This window comes from Pseudoalteromonas sp. OANN1 (assembly GCF_024124685.1).
Lineage (GTDB): Bacteria > Pseudomonadota > Gammaproteobacteria > Enterobacterales > Alteromonadaceae > Pseudoalteromonas > Pseudoalteromonas piscicida.
Genome location: NZ_JAMXSE010000018.1, coordinates 67,350 through 91,398 on the forward strand (window position 1 = coordinate 67,350; position 24,049 = coordinate 91,398).

A 24,049-nucleotide genomic window follows, 5' to 3' on the forward strand; every position below is an offset into this window, starting at 1 on the left:
GATTTTACTCTGCAATGTATTCACACTCGGTCAGCACTAAAGCGTCTTTGCATTGGTAATATACTTCCACTTGTTGTCCTTCGCCTAAATCCTTGTGTAGCGTTTCCACCAAAGTGAAAATAAGTTTCTTGTCATCAAACTGAGTCAGCTTGACGGCATCAAAGCCAAAGAATTTTTGCACCGTGCTATAAAGTGCCTTAAATATGCTTTCTTTGGCCGAGAAAATAACAGTCAATGGGCAGTGCACTTGCTCGCCGAACAGCGCAAAAATTTCAGCTTCTTCAGGATGTAGAATTTGTCGTTGTAGTTCGACTTCTTGCTTCGGTTTCATATCTCTTTCGATATCAATGCCTAAGCCTTTCACGGCGATATCATCTGTAGCAATCGCAGCCGCGATCCCTCGAGTATGCGTAATACTGGCAACAATATTAGCAGGCCAGATAGGCGCCCGATCGGAGCCGTTAAGCAGCGTAAAGTCACCTTGTCCAAATTGCGCTAGGCAAGTCTTGGCACATATTCGTCCCGCTAAAAACTCAGCTCGCCTTTTCGCTACCGCTTTATCAAGTGAAGCGGGCAGGAGTATATTTTGTTGTTCAAAGGAAAGCGCGTCAAAGCTGTCAGGATCAAACTGAATGCAATGAAAATGGTGTGAGAGATAGGGGGTAAATAGGTGACTCTGAGTGCTTTGCAAAGCTGACTCCCGTTATTCGTATCCATTATTACAAGGCTGATATTGCGCCTCTAATTCGCTTTGGACGCTTAGTGTGCATGAGCTAAGCGTCCATAGCAAGATATGAACGAGAGATTAAAAGCTATTTTAACTTACTTGCAACGGACACCAGTTGCAGAGCGAGGCTTGATACTTTCTCAGCAAGTTCTGGGTCTTTAATTTTACCTTGGTCATCAAATACATTAAATGCGCCAGGTACAGCCAATTGGTCTGCGAGTACTAAACTGCCAATGCCAGACAACACATCACGGACATGGTTTAGGCCGCGTAATCCACCTAAGCCGCCTGGTGAGGCTGCATAGAGCGCCACTACCTTGTTTCTAAATGCTGGCACTGCACCTTGTTCTGTTCTAGACGCCCAGTCTATTGCATTTTTGAGCACCGCAGTGAAAGAACCATTGTATTCTGGGCTTGCTAATAGAATACCATCGGCATCGCGCAGCTTGTCTTTTAAAAGTTGAGCACCTTTTGGTGTGCCTTGCGCTTCAAGATCTTCATCGAACATTGGAATATCTAAATCTTGTAACTTGATCACTTCTACTTCTGCGCCACTTTCTAGTGCAAAGTTTGCCGCGGCTTGGATGAGTAATTGGTTGTAGCTGTCTTTTCTTAAACTGCCTGCTAGTGCGATAATTTTTGCTGTAGTCATCTTGCTGATACCTTATTTTGTTTCGTTAAAGTGATAGTAGCAAAATTTTACTTGCACAAAACCGAAATAAACGCAAAGCTTGTGTGCATATATGCACAGAGGTGGTTATGGATAAATTCACAGATTGGCAGGATCTTAAGGTCGCTTACACGGTTGCCAAGCTTGGCACCTTATCAGCGGCGGCTGAGCATTTAGAGATCCACCACAGTACGGTACTGAGACGAATAAATAGCTTAGAAGAAGCATTGGGAACGCGGTTATTTCACCGTCATGCCCGAGGTTATCAGGTAACACAGGCTGGAGAAAAGCTACTTGCGACGGCGAGTCAAATAGACGAGCGCTTGATGGAGTTGAGTACTTCTATTGTTGCCTCGGACAGTCAGCTTAGAGGTAAGCTTTTGGTGACAACGGTCAGTGGCTTTATGGATATGCTCTCGGAGCCTTGTTTGACTTTTCAGCAATTACACCCACAGGTACAACTTGAAGTCATTCTCGACCAAAAGCGTTTACGCTTAGATCACGGACAGGCGCATGTAGCGGTGAGGGCAGGACCAAAGCCCGATGAGCCCGACTACATAGTGCAGCATCTAAATACTTTAGAAGCAGGCTTGTATGCGTCTTCAAGCTATATCAAGCGTATGGGGATCCCTAAAACACTTGAAGCGTTACAGGCGCATTACTTTGTCTCTGGTGTGGCCGGATTTAATGCAAGAGTGCCATATTTCGCTTGGGTAGATGAACATATCCCTGAGACACAAGTGACGCTTAGGGTATCTGAAACGTCAGATGCGTCGCGTGCCATTGTTAATGGCTTAGGTATTGGTGGGCTACAGCACGATGTAGCAAAACGTTACCCAGATTTACAGCCGGTGTTGCGTGATGAGTTAAAATGGCTAAGCCAAGTTTGGCTAGTTACCCATGTACTGGTTCATCGAACGGCCAAAGTACAGGCATTATGTGACGTGTTAAAGCGCCATTTTGCTAACCTGAACTGATACCAATTGCACTAAGTCTCCAATCAATTTGAAGGGTGAAATACCATATTAGCGTCGTTAAAAATTTCTCATTTAGAACAACTAAATAGCAAAATTTTTGCCTTGCCTATATGGATATAGGTACCTTGGCGGTAGCAGGACGCGAGAGCGGAGCTACTAAAGTTATTTCTCCGCTTCAAATAGCTCATTTACCTAATACAATTGGTATGAGGTTAAGAGAATTACGGCTGGCGTTATTTTTCCAGCTTTTTGCAGCTAACTTTACTGAGCACGACATAAGTATCCTTTTTCGGATAGTAGAGCACACACTGGGTGTCACGAAGCTGCAAGATGAAACTCTCATAAGCGAGATTATGTGCGCCTAAAATTGGACTGCCATTGCCATCTAGGCTTTGGCCATGCTCAAGCAGTAGTGTTGGGCTACGTTGAAAAACGGTACTTGCGAGAGTCGGTGGTAAACCGCCTTTGAGTTTTACTATAGCTTGCTTGAGTTGTGATAACACTTCGGGCGAAGATGTCGAGAGTACAGCTTCATTAACCGAAGTTGATGCAGGCGCGCTATTGCACGCTTGCATCAATAAAGCCAAAGCGGTGATTTTCACCGCTTTTAGCAGCGCCATTATTGCGGCTCCTTGGGCTTCATTAAAATTGCATTTTCTCGCAGTGGATAGACTGGGAGCGTAACCGCATGCTCCTTATTTTGATACTGTGGCTGAGCAGTAGGCGCAAATTGCGCTACATTTGGGCAACGACCGGTATCTATATGCGTCAGTGCTGCGGCGAAAAGATCTTCTTCTTGACTGCCTAGCGGTGCTGAGAAGTCATCTGCGACAATACAACCTGGCACTTGTGCGCTCAGACCAATTTCACCGCTGCTTGACGCTCCTGAAGGGGTAAAGCCATCAGCATAAGCATCAAAGCCCTTGGCATTTTCTGAACCAAACTGAATGGTATAGTAAACCGTGCCGCAGTTTTGCGCGGGCACAAAGCCATAGGGCTTACCTCGAGTGGTACCACCGATCAAAAAGACTTCAACATCAATGCCGCGCAGGCCATTAACTACATTTTCACTGGCAGAGGCCGTGCCTCGTGTCGAGAGGATATAAACTCTAGGTAAGGTTACGGTGGGCAAAGTGGTGGATGTAAACTTGTTTTCAGCCCAGTTAATAGCTCTAGACTCAAATTCTGTTCGTTCTTCTTCAGCAGTACGCTTGTCATTTAAGGTGCTATAAGTGAAGGTTTTATTTAGGCTGCTGTTGCCTGCAACCATATAGCCTAGTTGTGCTGCCATAATGACGCGACCACCGCCGTTGTAACGCATGTCGAGTACTAAATCGTCTATTTCTTGTGTTTTAAATAGAGTAAAGGCTTCAACCAACCCTTCTTGGGCTGTTGGAATAAATTGATTGAACTGCACATAACCAACCTGCTTACCGCCATAACTAATGACTTTAGCGTTTTGCACCGGTGAGGTTTCAATATCGACTGAAGTCAGGGTAACGGATTTTTCGTTGCCTGATTTATCTTCAAATACAAAGTTATGTGGCTCGCTTTGCTCTGGTGATAGGCCAGCATTTAGCGCAGCGGTATTATCACTTGAAATAAAGTCGACGCCATCTATCGAGAGGATCTTATCTCCACGTACGATCCCTGCATTCGCGGCTGGTGAATTAGGCTCTACTGCGGCGACAGTAAAATTACGTGGTGGTGATGTGGATATGGCCGCCCAACGAATGCCATAACCGGTTGCAACACCCGATTGCGCTTCTTTTTGGAAGCTTTCATAAGATTCGTAGAAATGAAATTGATCTTTGGCATTACCCGACGCCGTTGTTTGGCTTGTTTTTAATTGCTCGAAGTAATCAATAACGGTATCGAATTGTGTTGGGTCGTTATCTAGTACTTCGTCGTACCAAAGGTAGGTTTCGTTGGTAAAAGAGCGGAGCCACATTTTTTCATGCATCGCCGTACCACCCTTATCAGGATAAGGTTGGTTGTTGTTATATTTGTCTGTACCCGTTCTTGGGGAGGCACAATAGTTAATAAACTGACTTGACGCAGGAAATTGATTAAACGTCCAAGTTGGCGGCTCGGTTTGTCCCGTGTTATTACCTGGATTATCGGTGCCTAATGAATCGCTGCCACCGCCACCACAAGCGGCTAATAACAAGCTCATTGCTGTTGATGCGAAAACTAGAGTAATACGTTGCATCGTATTCACGTTCCTGTTTTAGTTGTATGACTAAAAACTAGCACTGCTTGGGTTATCTCGCAATCACTGTTTCTGCCAAGCCGTGAATAATTTCCGCTGTTGTGGGGAGATTTTTAGCCCGTAGGTTTTTTCCATATAAAAATACGCCTCAGCGATGCGTTTTCTTGCATATTCTGGAGGTTCAATTCGGCGTAATTTAAAGTCTATCTTGACTGGACACGCACCATAATTTGCTTCAGTACTAGGTAACATACCAAAACGGAAATTAGATCGATCCCCATTGATTTCGCCAATCGCTGGAGCAAGATTGTGAATATCAGCTTCCATCCTCCTAAATTGCTCACTGACTTTACGGCAGTGCTTTCTTCCGCCATCTTGCCAGCACTGCAACTGATGTCCAAATTCCCACGCAGGCACGATATGCTCCCACTCAATGCGCTGAGCACGGGCGTTTTCTTTGCCATTGCGAGTGTAAGGTAACCTCGGGGTATAACCACAACTTGCGGGATCCGGTACCAGCTTTTTGCCTTGCTTTTTGATATTACAATTACAATAAAGCGTGCGGGTATTGTCGGTAACTTGTTGTGATAAATGTTTCTTTGCTTTTGAGAAAGACGTGAATTCTTGAGCGTTAGCTGTTAATACAAATAAGCTAAGCGCTAAGATATAGCAATATCGTGACATAACCTCTCACCAAATGGTGGAATACAGGGAATGTCACTATATCAAAAAAATCATCAATACCAACAAGCGTATACGGTAAACCCCTTTATTTATTAAGTGCAGGGCGGCGTTTTCGCCAAGGTGGAGATTGCAATAATAACAATATCCCTGTTAGACAAAAGAGCACACTCGTAGCGGCGAAGGAAATGAGCAAGGGGTTATTAAAATCCTCACGTTCGTCGTAATCCATAATGTGTAACATCCAAAAAAAATCAAAGATGCGCCACAACGTACTACGAACCGTCACAACTTCACCGCTGGCTGCACTTAGATACAGCGTAGTGGAGAGGGTATCGTTATACTCGACTCGCCAAACATCCTCCTTGTAACCTGCTTCTCTGGGAGCTGTGGCAAGTCGTTCAATATGACTCACATCCGCTGCAATTAATAGGTGTTGATTGGCCTGTTGTATTATTTTCTGTTGATTTGGTGTGGTAAAAGGTGCGCCTGTTATCCCGTTGAAAATGAGCTTTTCATCTTGGTTGAGTTTGATGATGGGAGTATCGAGAAAATGGCCGAACTGGATTTGACGTACTTGCACTGTGTTTTGTACTAACTGATTGAGATCAGCTTGGTACGCAGCAGTGGGAAAGGGGTTGTCTAAGCTTCTATGCGCTAAGTGTTTACCATGGATCTTTTCCAATGGGAGCGCGCTCATGACCAGCCCGCCTAATAGCCAAGCAAAGATCTGTAAAAACAGTAAATAGCCAAGGTATTTGTGGAGTTTACGTGCGGGTTTTAGCAGTTTTTTAATCATCACAATATGTTATTCTAGTTGTTCGTGAGTATGATAACTATAACGCACGGTGCGTAGAATGTGACAAATTGTCGCATTGTCCAATAAGTAATGTCCTTATCACTCTGATAAATAAGTCATTACTAGATTTAGCTTTACAAGGTAGCTTTTAATACATGTCTGAAATTCAATTTTTAAATGTCGATTTGGAACTGGAGTCAAAGCAGGATATCAGTGCGCTAGTTTCGGATTTAAAGAAAAATGCTATCGTGCTGCATTACGATCAAGATGACTATCGTCAATTGGCTCGCATCGAAGCAAATACCAATGAATTAACCCCTGACAAAGCGATTAATCAACTGTGTGAGTTAATTGAGTCTTGCTCTAAAGCGGCACTTAAGCAATGGCTAGGTTGTACCAAGCGAACTTTTGATATTGGCTTTAACTCAGGCATGTCACCCAAGTGCTTTTCGCAAGCACTACAGGCAGATACGTTGCTTAGGATCTCTGCAATAGGTGCCGGTATAGAAATTACTATCTATCCAGTAGAAGAATAAAAACTCTAAAAGCTAGATTAAATTGTTTTATATGTTAACTATGTTAATGTATTGATAATTTATTTTTGTTGTTTTATCTTGTTTATTCCATAACACGGATTATTTCTAGGAACGCAAGATGAAACAACATGTAACCCTTTCTACCCTAATGATAGCCATGCTCGGCGGAATGTCTTTCGCAAGTTTTGCGGCAGACAAGGCTAGCCTTAATACCTACAGTTCACTTAAGCAGCTTGATAAATTTAACGCTGCACCAGTTCAAGTAGCTGATATAAAGAAGCAAATTGCGAAAAAATTAGCACTATCACTTAATCACGTAGGCCCCCAAGTTCAAACTCAACTTAGCCAGTATCAGGATGCCGTTTCACTGGAGCAGCTACAAGTTCAGGGGGCGACTAAGCAGCTCATGACAGAAGCGAACCAGTATACTCGTTCATTAAAAGGTCTGACTGACTATAGCTCTAATCTGTATCAGCTGCGTATTGCTTCTAGCGAAATGCTAACAAAGTGGCAACAAGGTGAAGCGCCATTAATTGCTTTTGCGCCTAAAGGTGATGATAAGCACTGGCAATATGTAGAGGCCTTTGATGAGCATGGCCAATTGCATTTACTTGACGCACATACAATGCCAGAGCGACCTGTGCTAATCGTTGAACTTGATAGTGACAAGGTAAAACAAGAAGGCATTCAGGTAATGAAGCAAGTGTTTGCCAAGCAAGGCTTAGCAATGCCATCAACAGCTGTGCAGAGCAACGATGATGCTGAGCCGATTTCAACCAGTGTATTGAAGAAAATCAGACTAAATGACGATGAAGAGCCTTGGGTATCTGGGGCTGCGGAAGTTTACGGCATTGTAACAGGTGTCAACCCATCCCGAGATGAGCCCGTTCTGGATATTGTGGATATGCCATATTTGGACCACGATGGTACGGACTATACGCCTAATCAAATTATCATTCATTGGGAGCGATATCGTTGGCAAGCGGCAGATCTATTGCTGATGGAGCAAGACGACAATACTAACTATCAAGACTTAGCAACAACACTTTTGGATATTGTGACTCAAGTGATGCGCGCTATTCCTGATCCTAATGTTCAAGGTTATGCGATTATCCCGCAACTGACGAATCAATTGATCAAAGCGATGCCAAGCCATTGGTTTACTAACGATGATGACTACGTTGATGTGTTTTACACCTTGTTTGAAGGACAAACTTACAACGGGCATATGGGCGCAAGTGGTAATGCGAAAGTGACGATTGAGCCACTTACAATTAACCCTCGCTAAATATTAGCCAAAATGATGTTATTGAAAAAAGGCCAGTTACTGGCCTTTTTTATTTATAGTTACCAAATTGCTTCGACGAACTCTGGATGGTCTACAAATGGATTTCGGTTACCCTGAAATTCATAAGCTGCTTGGTTGCGCGCTTGCTCAAGGGCATCGACAGGATCTTCGTTATGCCATCTTTTTAGCATGTTGACGACCCAAGTTTCGAAGACTTGCTGCTGGGTGCCATTGAGTACCGCATTACTGTAGCTGGTATTATTTTGCCAATTTGCAATCACATCTTGATAACGCGTTGCCATATAGAAGTAGGCACGAGCAAAATCTCCTTTGAAACTATCAATAGGCTCAAATACGGTACCGCTGTAATTAATACCAGATGCAGAACCTAAGCGACTACCATTACTTGAGGTATAAGAAGCGCTTCCTACTTCACCAAATGGATAGTTACTGCGCTTTGAATTTACATAGCCATCGGAAGCAAAAATATGATGGATATCTGAATTCATCGGTTCTACTTGGCCACCAAACCAAGATTTAGGGAATGAGTGTTCACGATTATAGCAATCGCCCTCGCCGCTGTAACTGCCGCATTGTGAGCCGGTAGAGACATAAGTAACACTATCATTTGCCGTTGGCTTTTCAGAGTAGCGATCTAATATACTGTTATCTTTTTCAAAATAGCGGTCGCGCTCGTTCTGATCGATAAAGCTCCAAATAGCAGAATAACCTTGTGATTGGTGGTTACGAATAATCTGGTGTAACTCTGTTTTCAGTGCATAACCGCTAAGTCCAGCAGCTGAGGCATAGTAACCATCGCCTGAAGGGGGCGGTGTGGCTGTGCCAAGCGTAAAGGCATGATCTTGACGATTGCTGAACTGGCCGCCGGAAGCGAGCGTTGTACCAGCGTGCGTTAAGGTATACTGGCCATTACCATTGGTGCAACAAATTCCGTCGCCATAGCTGTCTAAAATCGTAAACGTATAACTACCGTCGTTAAGGCATAGATTTTCGTTTACCGATTGATTATTGCTATAGCCACTACCACTAGCCATTATTGTGTTTGCTGTATTAGTGATTTGCCAGCTTGTTTCGCTACCATAATTATCGGTCATCAAAGCGAGAGTGACACTATTATTTTGACAGCTCTGAGGCGGCTCTGGTGTGGTAGAAGTTGGACCAAAGCCGTCAACGTAGACAGTTTCATTACCGTCAAAACCACTGCCATCGTAAAAACGTAAGCCAACGTTAATTGCTGTGGTTGCAGTTGCGGTGTAGGTATAGCTAAGTTGTTGCCACTGCCCGATATTGAACTGATCTGAATAGCCATGATAGCCATCCACCACTAATCGTGCTTTGACACCACCTTCCGTGTGATAGACCCAAGTACTAAATTGATAGCTTTTACCAGCTTCAACGTTTACTTGCTGTTGTAAGTCTGTGCTACTTTGTGTAGCAGTGGTTACCTGTACCGCTGCGGCACGATTACCGTCTTTTATTGGTGTCGTAACCGAGCTAAGTGTGATGCCCGAGTCTATCGTCGTCCATCCACTAGGGACTTGACCGCTCCAGCTCTCAAAACTGCCATTTGTAACTTCTGCAACAGCGCTTAAGCTGAGTATTGAGCAATAAGAACTGAGTATTAGGTTTATATATTTCCCGTGTTTCATTGTTAGTCTCATTATTATGATTATCTGTATTATTGATTTGTCTGTGTATGACAGTTTGATTTTGCATCAAAACTGTTACGGCAATGTTAAACTTTTTGACGGTTAAATATCGAACTTCTTTTAATCTGTTTTCTTTGGACTTTTCAATCTTCAATAACTAAAAGGAATATAAAAGCAGATTCTATTCTTTTTGATCTCTCAATTTGCCACGTATGCTTCACGCTAATAAAAGTAGGCTACGCTGCGTGCGAGCCAGTTATGCAATGAGCAAGCAAAACCTTTTGGGTACGGGGATCCATGATGTTGTTAAGTCAACTTAATGCTGCAGCAAGTCCGCTGACACATGAACAACTGCAAAAACTACAAGGCTTAGTTGGAGAGTTAAATCCAATCCAACAGGCATGGGTGAGTGGCTATTTAGCTGCAACCGCAAATTCAGCTGCATTATCAGGTATTGCTGGACAAGCAACAGCGGGCGCTGACGAGTCTGCACCTCTGACTATTTTATTTGGTTCACAAACCGGTAACGCAAAAGGGGTTGCAAACCAAATTAAAGCTCAGGCGGAAGCGCGTGGCTTGACGACTAAGTTGGTCAATATGGCTGACTACAAACCAGCCAACCTGAAAAAAGAGAAGTTCTTAGTGATTGCTGTCTCTACTTACGGTGAGGGAGAACCACCAGAAGATGCAGAAGCATTGCATGAATTCTTAGCCGGTAAGAAGGCGCCTAAACTGGAAGGTGTAAAGCAAGCTGTGATTGGCCTTGGTGATTCAAGTTATGAATTCTTCTGCCAAACAGCAAAGGATTTTGAAGCGCGCTTGGCTGCCCTTGGTGCTGAAATTGTTGTGCCGCGTGCTGACTTAGATGTGGATTATGAAGCTGAAGCAGAGGCGTGGATCGCAAAGGCGCTAGATGCGTTGGAGCCTGCGCTTAAAGCTCAGCAGCAAGCGGGTGGTGGTAACGTTATCAGCATGCCGTTTGGTACGCCTCAGGCCGCAGCGAGCCAATATACAAAGCAAAACCCATTCGCGGCCGAGCTTAGTGTGGTACAAAAGATCACTGGCAGAAACTCAAGCAAAGATGTGCGTCACATTGAAATTTCGCTTGAAGGTTCCGATATCACTTATCAGCCGGGTGATTCACTTGGCGTGTATTTCTTAAATGATCCACAAGAAGTGGCGGCGGTGATCGACGTCTTAAAACTCGACAAAACACAAACCGTAAAAATAGGTGAACTCACCGTTTCATTAGAAACGGCGTTGATTGAACATCTTGAGCTAACACAGTCGTATCCTGGCTTTGTTGAGAAGTATGCGATTGCGACTGGGAATGAGGAACTAAGCGCACTTGCAAACGATAAAGCGGCATTGCGTGCTTATATTGAAGAACGTCAAATCTTCGATGTGATTAAGCAAAATCCTGCCAACATTGAGGCGCAAGCGCTAGTTGATTGTTGTCGCAAATTACAAGCGCGCCTGTACTCTATCGCGTCAAGCCAAGCTGAGGTGGAAGAAGAGGTGCATTTAACCGTAGGTTTAGTTGAATTTGATACCTTTGGTGAAAAGCATTTTGGCGGCTGCTCAGGTTATTTGGCGAATCGTGCTGAAGAAGGTACGAAAGTGAAAGTATTCAGTGAGCATAACGACAACTTTAGGTTACCTGTCGACAATGCTACACCTGTGATCATGGTTGGCCCAGGTACAGGTATCGCACCGTTCAGAGCCTTCTTGCAAGAGCGTGAGGCGCGTGACGCTGAGGGTGAAAACTGGCTGTTCTTTGGTAATCCACACTTTACAGAAGATTTCCTTTATCAAGTAGAAATTCAAAATTACGTAAAGTCGGGTTTATTAACACATGTAGATTTGGCATTTAGTCGTGATCAGGCAGAAAAGATTTACGTGCAAGATAGACTGCGCGAGAAGGGCGAAGCTGTATTTGCATGGCTTGAAAAGGGCGCTCATTTTTATGTCTGTGGTGACGCTAGCAGAATGGCTAAAGATGTACACCAAGCACTTATCGACATCATTAAAACCCATGGAGGGAAAGATGATGAACAAGCTGAGCAATACCTTAAAGCATTGCGTAGCGCAAACCGTTATCAGAAAGACGTTTACTAACGCGTCTTGTTATACCGTCAGCCAATTTTAATGTAGGAAAGACAATGAGCAATTCTGAAATCAAACCGAATAGTAAGCTCGATGCAAACGCAAAGTTTTCTGATAATGAGCGTTTGAAGTCACAAAGTGCCCACTTACGTGGCACAATTTCAACGGATCTGACCGATCAACTAACCGGCGGCTTTACTGCGGATAACTTCCAATTGATCCGTTTCCACGGTATGTATCAGCAAGACGACCGCGATATCCGCCCAGAGCGTACTAAGCAACGCCTTGAGCCACTGCATAACGTGATGCTTCGTGCTCGTATGCCAGGCGGTATCATAAAACCACATCAGTGGCTGGCGATTGACGAGTTTGCAGCGGATAAAACCATGTATGGCAGCATTCGTCTGACAACGCGCCAAACTTTCCAGTTCCACGGTGTATTGAAGCCAAACATCAAAGGGATGCACCAACTGCTGAATAGCGTAGGTATCGATTCTATTGCGACGGCGGGGGATGTAAACCGCAACGTATTATGCACAACTAACCCGGTCGAGTCTGAGTTACACCAAGAAGCGTACGAGTGGGCGGCTAAAATTTCAGAGCACTTACTACCTAAAACCAAAGCTTACGCTGAAATCTGGTTGAACGGTGAAAAAACCGAGACAACGGCAGAGCCGATTTTGGGTGATACGTATCTACCACGTAAATTCAAAACCACCGTTACTATTCCTCCGAATAATGAAGTCGATGTGCATGCCAATGATCTCAACTTTGTTGCTATCGCAGATGAAGGCAAGCTAGTTGGCTTTAACGTGCTTGTGGGTGGTGGTTTGGCGATGACCCATGGTGACGTTAATACCTATCCACGTAAAGCTGATGACCTTGGCTTTATTCCGCTTGAGCATACACTTGCCGTTGCTGAGCATGTGGTTTCTGTGCAACGTGACTGGGGTAACCGAGTAAACCGTAAAAATGCAAAAACTAAATATACGCTAGATACATTTGGCACAGAGGCGTTTAAAGCGGAAGTTGAAAACCGTGCCGGTATGACGTTTGAGCCAAGCCGTCCTTATGAATTCACCCACCGTGGTGACCGCTTTGGTTGGGTTGAAGGTATTGATGGTAAGCATCACTTAACGGTGTTTATCGAAAATGGCCGTATTTTAGATTTCCCAGATAAACCACTTAAAACAGGTTGTCGCAAAATTGCAGAAATCCACAAAGGGGATTTCCGCATGACAGCAAACCAAAACTTAATTATTGCTGGAGTTGCAGCTGAGGATAAAGCACAAATCGAACAAATTGCCCGCGAGCATGGTTTGATAGATAGCGAGCATTCAGAGCAGCGTAAAAACTCGATGGCATGTGTATCGCTACCGACGTGTCCACTTGCGATGGCTGAGGCGGAGCGCTATTTACCTGAGCTTGTGACAAAGGTAGAAGGGTTGCTCGCCAAGCATGAGGTTGCTGAAGAGAATATTATCCTTCGTGTAGTTGGCTGTCCTAACGGCTGTGGCCGAGCGATGCTAGCTGAGGTTGGATTCGTGGGTAAAGGACCTGGCAAATACAATATGTATTTAGGTGGTAACCGTGCAGGTACTCGCATTCCTAAGTTGTATTTGGAGAATGTCGGCGAAGACGTCTTCCTGCCAGCGCTAGATGAGTTGATTGGTCAGTGGGTCAGTGAGCGCAGCGAAGATGAATGTTTTGGTGACTATGTCATCCGCAAAGAAATCGTTGCGGAAGTAAAAGTGTCAAAAACTGATTTCCACGCTTGATTTAGAACGGGCAGCTAGGCTGCCCATTGGATGAGAAAATGAGTGATTTTAAGCAAATATTGACTCTGGACAGCGCAACTCAGCAGATGCTACTCGCGGATGCTAATGTCCTACTGAGTGATAAAACTGCCGAGCAGAGAGTGGCTTGGGCACTGGAAAACTTACCGGATACTCACTTTTTGTCTTCTAGTTTCGGTATTCAAGCTGCGGTTATGTTACACCTTTTGACTCAGCAGCAGCCTGATATTCCCGTGGTACTTACTGATACGGGTTATTTGTTTCCTGAGACATATCAATTTATTGAATCACTGTCAGAGCGTTTGGCACTCAATCTTAAAATATACCGTGCTAAGCAGAGTCCTGCTTGGCAAGAAGCGGTGTATGGTAAGTTATGGGAGCAAGGCGAAGAAGGGATTAAAAAATACAATACCCTAAACAAAGTTGAGCCGATGACTCAAGCGTTACGTGAACTTAGCGCAGGTACTTGGTTCAGTGGCTTACGTCGTCAACAGTCTTCAACGCGTGCGGATAAGCCAATCGTTGAGCTCAGTCGCGGCACGGTCAAGTTTTACCCTATTATTGACTGGCATAATCGTGATGTGTATCAATATCTTACAAAGTTTGATTTGCCTTATCACCCACTCTGGGAACAAGGTTATGTTTCTATGGGGGATGTTCACACCACCCGTAAGCTTGAACCTGGTATGACAGAGGAAGAAACACGCTTCTTCGGTCTAAATCGTGAGTGTGGGTTGCATATTGATGGTGATGGTATTTAGATCCGCAATGTTCATATAGTAGATTTGAGTGTGGCTGGTTTTTTGACTTGGAAAATCCCTGCGATCGGTCATACTTAGTCTATTATTTGTTCAAGGTCTTGGAGGTGGCTTTGATCTACTTTCCAAAGACGATGTTATTATTGCTACTTAGTTGTACCTTGTCTTTTGCTGGCCACGCTAAAACCGCGGAAGAAAGCAAAACGTTTATTAACTTTGCAGTGCAGTATTATCCTCCCTTTATTATCGAACATGCCCAAGAGCAGGGTGTGCTTATTGATATTTTCGAGCTGTTTGCAGCACAATATCATTACCAACCAAATTACCCTGTTTATCCAGAAAAGCGTTCGTCTGTAGAAATCGAGCGAGGGAATGTTGATGTGCGGATGGAGTCTGAACATTGGTATCGTGGCACAATGCAAATGTGTTGGAGCGCGCCAATTTACACAATTGAAGATGTCTTTGTTACACACAAGCAGGCTGAACACTTTGATGTAAACGGCTTAAATGAGCATCTATTTTTAGGTCGATTTGGCTATACCTACCCTCAGTTAGAGCCGTATTTTGACAGTAATTTGCTGCAGCGCAAAGACTACTACTCAGAATTTGATATCTTGTCCGTGCTTGCGGGCGGAAGTGACAAAAGTCTTGCTTTTTCTATTGTTGGTGCACCAACACTGCGTTGGTTACAGCTGAAATATCCAGTATTAAAAAGTACCATCAGCGTGCGCGGCGTTTCGGATGTGGCACCGTTACAATTGCAGTTTGGTCGCACTCAAAGAGCGAAAAAATTGTGTGATGACTTCAATCGCTTTTATGCTGACTTTAAAAAAACGGAGCAATTTAAGCTGATACTGTTAAAGTATGGGCTCTAAGGAAAGTCAGAGTATGAAGATGAAAGCCGCAAGTTACTTGATGATTATGATAATGCTGGTGGCGTTAGCCAGTTTGTTTGTATTGAAGCGCCCTGATGGAAAGCCATGGTTAAATGTAAATTCGTTGACCAACAAGGTTGAGCAGCAGGTAACAGAATTAACGTATCAAGGTGTGACAGCGCTTGATAAAGTGAAAACCCACACGAAGGAGCTTGTGAGTGACGATACTCAACAACCTACATCAGGGGTACAAGTGTATCGTTGGCAGGACGCCAAAGGACAATGGCACTACTCTGATAAACCCAATCCAAACGGCGAGTCGCAGCACTATCAATTAGACGAGCGCAAAATTACCGTGATAGCAGCCGAAGACACGAGCATTCTGAATAAACAGCCAGAGCAAGCCGTAAGTAAAGAAGCTGCTTCGGCATTACCAACGGCATTAAATCCAAAAGCGGTAAAACAGGTGATGGAAGATGCGAAAAACATCCAACAGCTGATGGATGATAGAACGAAACAGCTTGAAAAGGCGCTGGAGGAAAACCAGCGTTAAAGTCGTTGTTCAATATATTCTGCAATGGCGAGGCTTGCGGTCAATCCCGGTGACTCAATCGCCATTAAGTTAACAAAGCCTGATATTCCATGGGTTGCCTCGAACTGAATTACAAAGTCGCTTTGCTTTTCTTTGCTTAATTTAGGTCTTATCCCAGTGTAATCCGCTGTGAGCCTACTCTCATCCAAAGTTGGCCAGTATCGCTTTATTGCCGCGACAAAGCGCGCTTTTTGGGAGTCATCAAACTGATAATCAATGTTTTCAATATAGTCGGTATCAGGGCCAAACTTGAGTTGCCCAGCTAAATCTAATGTCGCGTGTACGCCCAATCCATGCGTGTTAGGTAGAGGGTAGATGAGCTGTTGAAAAGGGTGCTTACCTTGATAGCGATAGTAACGGCCACGACAATAATAGGCGATGGCTTTGTTGCTATCACCGGTAATTTTATTGAGCACATCAGGGGCGTTCAGCCCAGCGCTGTTTATCAGCTGGCTACAGCCCATTTCGAACTGCTCGCCATTGCAGCGCAACGCAACAATAAAATCACTGCCTAATTGCTGTGCGTGCATAAACTCACTTTGCGTCGCAACAATCCCCCCATTACTTTCAATCTCAGCGATGAGTGACAGCATAAATTGGTGACTGTCTAAAATACCGGTGGAGGGAGAGAATAGTGCGCTATGTATTTTCAAATGGCTGAGCTGTTGAACGATGGTCTTGGATGAAGCAAAGTCAATATCCGTGACAGAGTTAGCATGGGCACGAGTCTTTATTTGTTCTAGGCTTTGCGCTTCCTCTGCGTTTGTCGCAACAATGAATTTACCGAGTCGATGAAAGGGGATGTTTAGCTGTTCACAGTGTGTGTAAAGGAGTGCTTTTCCTCGAACGCAGAGCTGGTGCTTTAAGCTACCATAAGGGTAGTAAATGCCCGCATGGATCACTTCACTATTACGGCTACTTGTATGCTCACCAACACGAGATTCTTTATCGATAACAATAACGCTGCGGCTATGGCTGAGTTTTGCTGCTATTGCTAAGCCTACAACGCCAGCGCCAATAATTAGAGTGTCGACCTTTTCCACAAACTGAGTACCTTCATAAACCTAGACGCTCAGGGTGCAGTAAAACCAACCCAATATCAAGCTGGTATACGCTAATCTCGGTGCTCTCGACGCATTAGTAAAATGGTCAGATATATTTTAGTCGGTAAAGAACAAATGAGACCGAGCGCGACACAGCTCGCACCAATTATAAAACCGCTCGGACCGAGATCATTCAACCAGTCGCTCGTTAACATGGTGTGGCCCGTAAAAATTAAAATCAATCCCGCTACGATGAGCATATGCAGAGGCCAAAGCTTTTGAGTTGACACAGTACCACCTCACTATTTTTTGTGTTGCAATAATGATGAGGTGGTTTTGCGTTTTTGTAGTTGTGATAGATCAAGTTTTAGCGTGATACTACGGCGGCGGTCATTCGGGAAATACAGCATAGTTCATTGCGACTGTTAGTGATGCGGATCTCCCATACAGATGAACGTTTACCGAGATGTACAGGTTTAGCAATAGCTGTGAGTATGCCTGTTCTTGATGCTTTTAAGTGATTAGCATTGATCTCCTGCCCTACACAGTAGAATTGTTCGGTATCTACAACAAAGTTTGCTGCGTAACTTGCAACGGTTTCCGCTAAAGCAACGTTTGCGCCGCCATGGACCATACCCATAGGGTTATGGTGTTCAGGAATGGCTGGCATAGTAGCAACTAAGTAGTCGTCACCCACCTCGCTGATTTCTATCCCTAACGTTTTCATGAGCGTACCTTTACCCGTCATGCCATCTTCCAGCTTTTTGCACAACTCTACACTTACGGGTTTGAACCAGATTGCCATGCTTGTCTCTCTTTTGAATACATATGCTTACATTTTTTTACTATGGCGATTTTTTTTCATAGTTACAATCGTTTCATTAACATAAAGGGGAAAGTATGAAAGCATTATCGCTGATAGGACTGTTATTTTATTCAGGCTTCAGTATAGCCAACTCTCATGAAGTAAGTGTTGGCTTCGGAGAGTTTTTAGAGATTGAGGATGGATTCTTAGGTGTTCAGTATCGACACTATCTTACTGAGTTAAAGAATGATGGCACACCCTATGGTTTACAGGGGTACCTGCAAAAGAGTAACAACTTCTCTATAGGTGGTTTTAAAAATGATGATTGGCACCTTTACCAAGCCGATGCTGAATTCTTTATTGGGCGAGACTGGCGAGTTGCTGTAGATGTAACCCAATTTAGAGATGACTCTGCACTTTTTACTGCGACGCGAGATACGATAGCGCTGGTCCAAGTGGGACGTTTTGTTAGTGATAATATGCAGCTTGGGGTTACGCTCATCGGTGAGCGCTCAGAATTTGATAACTACGGAGTGGATGAACGAGATACAGAAACGGCAATTGCGCCATTTTTTCGTTATACAGAGATTGATAATGGCGTTGGATGGGATGTAAAAATGCAAAAAGTCGCAGCAGACATCGACTTTTGGCAGATCCATGCTGGCTATTATTTGGCTAAGAATTGGCAGATATCTGCATCAGCTCGATTACGAGAAGATGATTTTGATCAATCGGTAGTGGAGTTACAGACTGATTATTGGTTTAGTTCACAATCGGCGCTGAAGTTTGGAATTGGCAGTGCGTTTGATGATGGTGGCATCAATACCATTACGCTGATTTACACTCGCAGGTTTTAAAAAAGACGGCCGGAGCCGTCTTTTCCATTAAAGTATTGCCAAAAGAGGCCTATAGCATTTGTCTTAAGACGTACTGTAAAATTCCCCCATGTTGGTAGTACTCCCACTCTTTAGGGGTATCGATCCGGATATCCGCCGAAAACTTGATTTCTTTGCCATCCGCATTCGTTGCCGTGACTATCACTTCGGTTGATGTGTCGTATATCCCTTCAATTTCAAACTCTTCTTCGCCAGTTAATCCTAGCTCTTCGTGGCCATCATCTGGTTTAAATTGTAGCGGCAACACTCCCATACCAATGAGGTTCGAACGGTGAATACGTTCGTAGCTTTTAGCAAGTACGGCCTTAATCCCAAGTAGTAAAGACCCTTTAGCGGCCCAGTCTCGTGATGAACCCGTGCCGTACTCACTGCCCGCGAGTACAACGAGTGGCGTATTGCGCTGCTGATATTGCTCTGCCGCATCGAAAATACTCATAAGTTCGCCCTCAGGTAATAGGCGGGTAATACCACCCTCGGTACCTGGAGCCAATTGATTGCGTAAGCGTACGTTTGCAAACGTACCTCGCATCATGACTTCGTGGTTACCACGACGCGAACCATAAGAGTTAAAATCAGCTTGCTTCACTCCTTGCGCTTGTAAATACTCCCCTGCTGGTGCCGAAGCTTTAATATTACCCGCTGGAGAAATGTGGTCAGTCGTCACTGAGTCGCCCAGTTTAGCGAGACAGCGTGCGCCTTTGATACTTGGGATCCCTGGTGGCTCTTTACTCATATCATCAAAGAAAGGGGCTTTTCGAATATAAGTAGAGCTATCTTGCCAATCATAGCGCTCACTCTGATTTACCGCGATTTGTTGCCAATGTTGGTCGCCTTGGTAAACGTCTGCATAGTTCTTCTCAAACATGGCTTGTGTGACTGTCTGAGACACAAGTTCACTGACTTCAGAGACTGATGGCCAAATGTCTTTTAAGAACACATCCTGGCCATCATCGGTTTGGCACAATGGCTCATTGTAGACATCGATATCAGTGCGACCTGCAAGTGCATAGGCAACGACAAGTGGCGGCGAGGCGAGGAAGTTCATTTTAACATCTTGGTGGATCCGTCCCTCAAAGTTGCGGTTTCCTGATAAGATGGAACTGACAACCAGCTGATGTTTAACGATGGCTTCGTTAATTTCTTTTGGTAAGGGGCCTGAATTGCCGATACAAGTCGTACAGCCATAGCCCACTAAATCAAAACCAAGTTCAGCAAGTGGCTCCAATAGGTCGGCTTGTTTTAGGTAATCGGTAACTACTTTTGAGCCAGGAGCCAATGAGGTTTTCACCCAGGGCTTAGGTTTTAAGCCAAGTGCCTTGGCTTTTTGTGCAACAAGGCCTGCGGCAAGAATAACACTTGGATTAGAGGTGTTTGTGCAACTTGTGATAGCGGCAATAACACAGGCGCCATCGACCAATTCAAACTCTTGATCTTTAAATTTAACCTTACCGACGCCAAGCGTTGCGGGCTCATCTTGATCGACTCGAGAAGTCCCGCCTTCACCAACAGTACGAGCTTCATCTTGATCTGACACGGCATTTTTTTCACTGCGCTCATGTTGGAATTCACCCAAATGGGCTTGAATTGTTTTGCCTGCGTCATTGAGAGGAATTCTATCTTGTGGGCGCTTAGGACCTGCAAGACTAGGAACCACTGTCGCTAAGTCTAGTGTTAATACGTCGGTGTAAAGTGGTTCATCTCCAGGTTCTCGCCACATGCCTTGATGCTTGGCATAACCTTCGATTAATGCAATTTTTTCTTCATCACGATTGGTTAGTCGTAGATACTCCAAGGTTTCGTTATCAATGGGGAAGATACCGCAGGTTGCCCCGTATTCAGGTGCCATGTTGGCGATAGTGGCACGATCGGCAAGTGGTAAGTCAGCTAAACCATCCCCAAAGAATTCGACAAACTTACCCACTACGCCGTGTTCACGTAGCATTTGTGTCACGGTGAGTACCAGATCGGTTGCGGTTGTGCCTTCAGGCAGCTGTCCTTCAAGTTTAAAACCAACGACCTGAGGAATGAGCAGTGAAATTGGCTGACCAAGCATGGCGGCTTCGGCCTCAATGCCGCCTACGCCCCAACCTAAAATACCAAGGCCGTTGATCATTGTAGTATGAGAGTCGGTTCCCACTAACGTATCTGGGTAGGCGAATGGCATACCGTCGATTTCTTTCTCGAATACGACACGGGCTAAATACTCTAGGTTAACTTGGTGTACGATCCCGGTTGCGGGTGGCACCACTTTTAGATTGTCAAACGCGCCTTGCCCCCAGCGCAAAAATTCATAGCGCTCTTTGTTGCGTTGGTATTCTAACTTAGCATTAAGATCAAAGGCGCCATCGTGACCATATTCGTCAACTTGTACTGAGTGGTCTATGACCATTTCAGCGGGTGATAAAGGGTTTATTTTGTTGGGATCACCACCGAGTTTTGCCATGGCATCACGCATTGCTGCAAGGTCCACGATGGCTGGTACGCCTGTAAAATCTTGCATCACGACGCGCGCGGGCGTGAAAGCAACTTCTTTACTTGGTTTATCTTCCGGCTTCCAGTTGAGTAAGGCATCTATGTCTTGTGCAGTCACGTTTTTGCCATCTTCATGACGCAGTAAATTTTCTAATAAAATTTTAAGCGAAAACGGTAATCTTCTTGCCCTATCGCCTAAAGCTGGAAGTGAGTGAATATGGACCTGACGCTCGCCGACGGTAAGCTGAGTCAGGGTGTTATATGAATTATTCATGCTTGACCCTTTCCTTATACCAACTGCACTTAAGATTTGCTCTATATAAGCGGGAAGTAGAGCATCCAATTAAGTGAATTGGTTTTGTTCTAAAAATGCAAAACAAGGTGCATAGAATGTACCAGTTGCAGACTTGCCGTTTTTTTGTACTGCTATAGTCCTAGTGTTGATTGGGGACTTTTTCAAGGGGGAAGTGCACTTTCGCGAGGCATCGGTGCACTAAAAAGGTGAGCATTTTTGTAATTAAATACGTCAGCGTCTGGGATTGCTAGCCAAAGGAAATGGGTTTTCGGCCTGTATTTTTGTCCACTTGTGTGTAAGATTTTCCTGACTTTTGTCGTTTTTTCTTACTCGGCATTGGTGCCGTTTCGGCGCGTGGAGTGGCAACTGATCGCGGTTGCGGCGTTGCATCAGGTGCTAAGGTTAAATGAAATTCATCACCATCAAAATGCAGAATATCGCCTGAATAAATCTTTTTACGTTTTTGCGTACATATTTCATCGTTGACTGCTACATAACCTTCAGTGATCAATAACTTAGCATGTCCGCCAGTTTCTGCTAAGTCGAGCACTTTCAAAAGGTTACACAATTCTATCGGCTCTTCTTCGAGCTCAATTTCAATAAACCCATCTTGCATTTTTATAACCTCAACATGCCGTATTTACCTAACACAGCTAGTGTCTTATTGCCTTATACGACAGTATATAAAATTACTGCGGTGAATGACGAAACTTTTTCGTTAAATCCGGGGTCTTTAACATTATTGAAGCATTTGGTGTGTATCTTGCAGGCCGACCACGCGATTTGTTTTTATCGGTATTTTATGGAGGCAACGATGGGTATTCGCACAGCATTAAGAAAAGAGCTTATGAACGTTGATAAGACAGATCTAATGACCGCGGATGATGTACGTCACTATGTCAATGAGTCTCTTACTCAGGCCAAGGATAAGCTTTCGGTCATCTCTCGATTTAATGAGCATCATAGTCAGGTGCAAGCCGGGCTGCCAAGTCAGGAACGGCATCTACGTCATCAACAGCATCGATTGTTTAAAGATATTCTCTACCCAAAATCGTCTGTTGAAAATTGGTTGTCTAGGTGTTAATTTGAAGTATTAATAAGACAGAGGTTGAAGTGTACTTCCCAGATAAGGTGCATTTCAAACCGAGGCGTAACACCAAGGATGACAATGCAACGTATTTTCGCAATTGCTACTTTACTGTTGAGTGGCTGTAGCACCCAAACCTTACATATCTTTGAATCTGGTCTCGATGAAGGTACTAGAGCTAACTTAGTTCAAGCGTTAGAAAAGCGAGATATTCATTATCGTTTTACCGAGCTTCCCGTACCGCTACAATATGAGAGCGCACAATTAAATATTCCACCGATGACTTCAGGCGACAAGTGGCTTAGGGATATCGAATATGTGGTGAAAAAGATTGGTTTTGATACCCTGACAATTTCAGAATTTAATATGGAAGGGCACCGTTATACACCGAATAACGCGGGGTTGTATCTGGTGCAAAACAGAGCTGCTCAAGCATTGCCAGATCTATTGTTTGCCCACCAATGTAAAGATGATTCTATCCAATTGCAGCTGAAACCCAATGGTCATTGGCTGCAGGTTGGCACTGAGTATCGGGGGCGTTGGATCTATAAAAGTAATTCTCTTACGCTCACGTGGCATGAGAAGCCTGAGCAGCACCCCTACCAGCAAGTGTATGCCGAGCGTGAACATACAGTGCAGACATTACAGGGGCCCAAGCCTGCAAAAACATTTACCCGCCAGCAGCTTTTCGATGGACCAGTGCCGGTCTTTAACTGTGACTTACAAGTGATCTTTGCTGAGTGAGTTGATAACTCGCTGGGCTCGTGACACTTGCTGCAGGCCGAGTTTCACCTGTTTCGTGGCGGGGGAAAACGGAGCCGGAGCCGTTTGCGAGCTCTGAATCACAGGATATTCATGAAGCAAATTAGCATACATGGACTGAGTACTCGGTTTCAGCAAAAAATCAATAAATAGCTCGGCATTGTGTGCATTGGGTGAGTGCTTTGCTATCGCAACCGTGGTGGTAGAAATAGGCGTTTTTCCTGAGTGCATTTTCAGAAAGTGGATCTCTAGCTGTTCGGCAAGTGCCTTATCGCGCTTATTTTCGGAGTGCTGCATCATGCTCCAATAATAGTGATTCGCCAGCGCAAATTCACATTGGCCTTGTGCAAGCGCTCGCAGTTGCTCTCTATCTCCTCCCACAGGGCGTTTTGCTAATAGCGTATTAGCGAGGTTGAGCCACGAGGAGTCATTGCTATTCGAAGAAGCATAGAGGCTCGATGCTAACGTCAAATTATAACTATGAGACCACTGGCGAATGCAAAACTTACCCTGGTAAAGCGTTTTATCTAAATCCGAAAAGTGCACGGGCAAGGGTGTAGAAACGCCTTTTTTACGGAATAATGCGCGTGTTCTTATCGAAACACTGATCCACCGCTTATCATCATCCTTGAGCTCATGATTTACTGCTTGCCAATTTGTGATCTTATCGATAGGACGCAGTAGTGCTTTGTAATCATGCAACTGAATTAGATCGGAGGTGAGCAACACATCGGCCTTTGAGTCGGCGCCATCGCTTTTGAGACGCTCAAGCAGTTGTGCTGATTTACCATTTACTAGGTTTACGGTGATCCCAGTCTCTTTTTCAAATGCCTGGAGGACAGGTTGAATTAATTCATATTTTCTAAATGAATAGACGTTTACTTGCGAGGTGTGGGGCTGCGTTGCAACCGCTTGATCAAAATGTACCCAAAAGAGCAAAAAAAGGAAAAGTTTACTTTTATTCATTGCAAATAAGAATTATTATCGAATGGGTGTAGCATA

Annotated in this window: 24 protein-coding genes; 11 read left to right on the plus strand and 13 right to left on the minus strand. The window is 44.4% G+C overall.

The genetic code is table 11. The annotated features are described in order from the left end of the window. Positions 1–4: 4 nt before the first annotated feature. Entirely contained in the window at positions 5–691 is a 687-nt protein-coding gene (locus tag NH462_RS15165) for a 4'-phosphopantetheinyl transferase superfamily protein (RefSeq protein ID WP_010376291.1), read from the minus strand. Positions 692–812: 121 nt separating this feature from the next. Next, positions 813–1,379, minus strand: a complete 567-nt coding sequence (locus tag NH462_RS15170) for an NAD(P)H-dependent oxidoreductase (protein WP_010376288.1) — start codon at positions 1,377–1,379, stop codon at positions 813–815. Positions 1,380–1,486: 107 nt separating this feature from the next. Here NH462_RS15170 and NH462_RS15175 point away from each other — a divergent pair, with 107 nt between their 5' ends. Beyond that, entirely contained in the window at positions 1,487–2,374 is an 888-nt protein-coding gene (locus tag NH462_RS15175) for a LysR family transcriptional regulator (RefSeq protein WP_010376285.1), read from the plus strand. A gap of 233 nt (positions 2,375–2,607) precedes the next feature. On the opposite strand, the gene NH462_RS15180 is transcribed toward NH462_RS15175, so the two are convergent. From NH462_RS15180 to NH462_RS15195, 4 genes are all read right to left on the minus strand, one after another. Then, entirely contained in the window at positions 2,608–2,994 is a 387-nt protein-coding gene (locus NH462_RS15180) for a hypothetical protein (RefSeq protein ID WP_010376283.1), read from the minus strand. Further along, positions 2,994–4,586: a S41 family peptidase gene (locus tag NH462_RS15185; RefSeq protein WP_253106411.1), complete on the minus strand. Its 1,593-nt coding sequence runs from the start codon at positions 4,584–4,586 to the stop codon at positions 2,994–2,996. The genes NH462_RS15180 and NH462_RS15185 overlap by 1 nt, the downstream gene beginning before the upstream one ends. Before the next feature lie 63 nt (positions 4,587–4,649). Continuing rightward, the gene (locus NH462_RS15190; RefSeq protein WP_010376279.1) at positions 4,650–5,270 is read right to left on the minus strand and encodes an endonuclease; all 621 of its coding nucleotides are present in this window, start codon (positions 5,268–5,270) and stop codon (positions 4,650–4,652) included. Positions 5,271–5,355: 85 nt separating this feature from the next. Then, on the minus strand, positions 5,356–6,066 hold the full coding sequence (locus tag NH462_RS15195; protein ID WP_253106413.1) for a hypothetical protein: 711 nt from the start codon (positions 6,064–6,066) through the stop codon (positions 5,356–5,358). Positions 6,067–6,221: 155 nt separating this feature from the next. On the opposite strand from NH462_RS15195, the gene NH462_RS15200 reads away from it, so the two are divergent. Both NH462_RS15200 and NH462_RS15205 read left to right on the plus strand, forming a co-directional pair. Further along, positions 6,222–6,602, plus strand: a complete 381-nt coding sequence (locus tag NH462_RS15200; RefSeq protein ID WP_253106416.1) for a hypothetical protein — start codon at positions 6,222–6,224, stop codon at positions 6,600–6,602. A 118-nt stretch (positions 6,603–6,720) separates the two neighbouring features. Next, on the plus strand, positions 6,721–7,890 hold the full coding sequence (locus tag NH462_RS15205) for a DUF3103 family protein (RefSeq protein ID WP_010376273.1): 1,170 nt from the start codon (positions 6,721–6,723) through the stop codon (positions 7,888–7,890). A 59-nt stretch (positions 7,891–7,949) separates the two neighbouring features. Here NH462_RS15205 and NH462_RS15210 read toward each other — a convergent pair whose 3' ends face one another. After that, positions 7,950–9,560 carry an endonuclease gene (locus tag NH462_RS15210; protein WP_010376271.1) on the minus strand — a complete coding sequence of 537 codons (1,611 nt, stop codon included), beginning with the start codon at positions 9,558–9,560 and terminating at the stop codon, positions 7,950–7,952. A gap of 300 nt (positions 9,561–9,860) precedes the next feature. Between NH462_RS15210 and NH462_RS15215 the strand changes: the two genes are divergently transcribed. The 5 genes from NH462_RS15215 to NH462_RS15235 all read left to right on the plus strand — a co-directional run bounded on the left by NH462_RS15215 (position 9,861) and on the right by NH462_RS15235 (position 15,648). Then, positions 9,861–11,678 carry an assimilatory sulfite reductase (NADPH) flavoprotein subunit gene (locus NH462_RS15215; protein WP_010376268.1) on the plus strand — a complete coding sequence of 606 codons (1,818 nt, stop codon included), beginning with the start codon at positions 9,861–9,863 and terminating at the stop codon, positions 11,676–11,678. 44 nt (positions 11,679–11,722) lie between these two features. Next, entirely contained in the window at positions 11,723–13,444 is a 1,722-nt protein-coding gene (cysI, locus tag NH462_RS15220; protein ID WP_017219201.1) for an assimilatory sulfite reductase (NADPH) hemoprotein subunit, read from the plus strand. 38 nt (positions 13,445–13,482) lie between these two features. Further along, on the plus strand, positions 13,483–14,223 hold the full coding sequence (locus NH462_RS15225) for a phosphoadenylyl-sulfate reductase (protein WP_253106418.1): 741 nt from the start codon (positions 13,483–13,485) through the stop codon (positions 14,221–14,223). Positions 14,224–14,327: 104 nt separating this feature from the next. After that, a complete protein-coding gene (locus NH462_RS15230) occupies positions 14,328–15,095 on the plus strand; it encodes a hypothetical protein (RefSeq protein WP_010376262.1) in 768 nt (255 codons plus the stop codon). Positions 15,096–15,108: 13 nt separating this feature from the next. Beyond that, entirely contained in the window at positions 15,109–15,648 is a 540-nt protein-coding gene (locus NH462_RS15235; protein WP_010376260.1) for a DUF4124 domain-containing protein, read from the plus strand. Here NH462_RS15235 and NH462_RS15240 read toward each other — a convergent pair. The 3 genes from NH462_RS15240 to NH462_RS15250 all read right to left on the minus strand — a co-directional run bounded on the left by NH462_RS15240 (position 15,645) and on the right by NH462_RS15250 (position 17,535). Further along, positions 15,645–16,730, minus strand: coding sequence for an NAD(P)/FAD-dependent oxidoreductase (locus tag NH462_RS15240; protein WP_010376258.1), 1,086 nt, complete (start codon positions 16,728–16,730; stop codon positions 15,645–15,647). The genes NH462_RS15235 and NH462_RS15240 overlap by 4 nt on opposite strands. Positions 16,731–16,801: 71 nt before the next feature. Continuing rightward, the gene (locus tag NH462_RS15245) at positions 16,802–17,020 is read right to left on the minus strand and encodes a hypothetical protein (protein ID WP_010376257.1); all 219 of its coding nucleotides are present in this window, start codon (positions 17,018–17,020) and stop codon (positions 16,802–16,804) included. A 77-nt stretch (positions 17,021–17,097) separates the two neighbouring features. Then, on the minus strand, positions 17,098–17,535 hold the full coding sequence (locus NH462_RS15250; protein WP_010376255.1) for a hotdog fold thioesterase: 438 nt from the start codon (positions 17,533–17,535) through the stop codon (positions 17,098–17,100). Positions 17,536–17,630: 95 nt separating this feature from the next. Here NH462_RS15250 and NH462_RS15255 point away from each other — a divergent pair, with 95 nt between their 5' ends. After that, complete coding sequence (locus tag NH462_RS15255) at positions 17,631–18,392, plus strand: hypothetical protein (protein WP_253106422.1); 762 nt, start codon at positions 17,631–17,633, stop codon at positions 18,390–18,392. A 49-nt stretch (positions 18,393–18,441) separates the two neighbouring features. Here the strand turns inward: NH462_RS15255 and acnA are convergent, their stop codons facing one another. Then, positions 18,442–21,177: an aconitate hydratase AcnA gene (gene acnA / locus NH462_RS15260; protein WP_253106425.1), complete on the minus strand. Its 2,736-nt coding sequence runs from the start codon at positions 21,175–21,177 to the stop codon at positions 18,442–18,444. 268 nt (positions 21,178–21,445) lie between these two features. Continuing rightward, positions 21,446–21,814, minus strand: coding sequence for an RNA-binding S4 domain-containing protein (locus tag NH462_RS15265; RefSeq protein WP_039494580.1), 369 nt, complete (start codon positions 21,812–21,814; stop codon positions 21,446–21,448). A 198-nt stretch (positions 21,815–22,012) separates the two neighbouring features. On the opposite strand from NH462_RS15265, the gene NH462_RS15270 reads away from it, so the two are divergent. Beyond that, positions 22,013–22,282, plus strand: a complete 270-nt coding sequence (locus NH462_RS15270) for a hypothetical protein (RefSeq protein WP_253106427.1) — start codon at positions 22,013–22,015, stop codon at positions 22,280–22,282. Between the two features lie 84 nt (positions 22,283–22,366). Beyond that, positions 22,367–23,029, plus strand: coding sequence for a hypothetical protein (locus NH462_RS15275; protein WP_253106428.1), 663 nt, complete (start codon positions 22,367–22,369; stop codon positions 23,027–23,029). Here the strand turns inward: NH462_RS15275 and NH462_RS15280 are convergent. Beyond that, positions 23,006–23,986, minus strand: coding sequence for an extracellular solute-binding protein (locus tag NH462_RS15280; protein WP_253106429.1), 981 nt, complete (start codon positions 23,984–23,986; stop codon positions 23,006–23,008). The genes NH462_RS15275 and NH462_RS15280 overlap by 24 nt on opposite strands. Positions 23,987–24,049 lie beyond the last annotated feature (63 nt).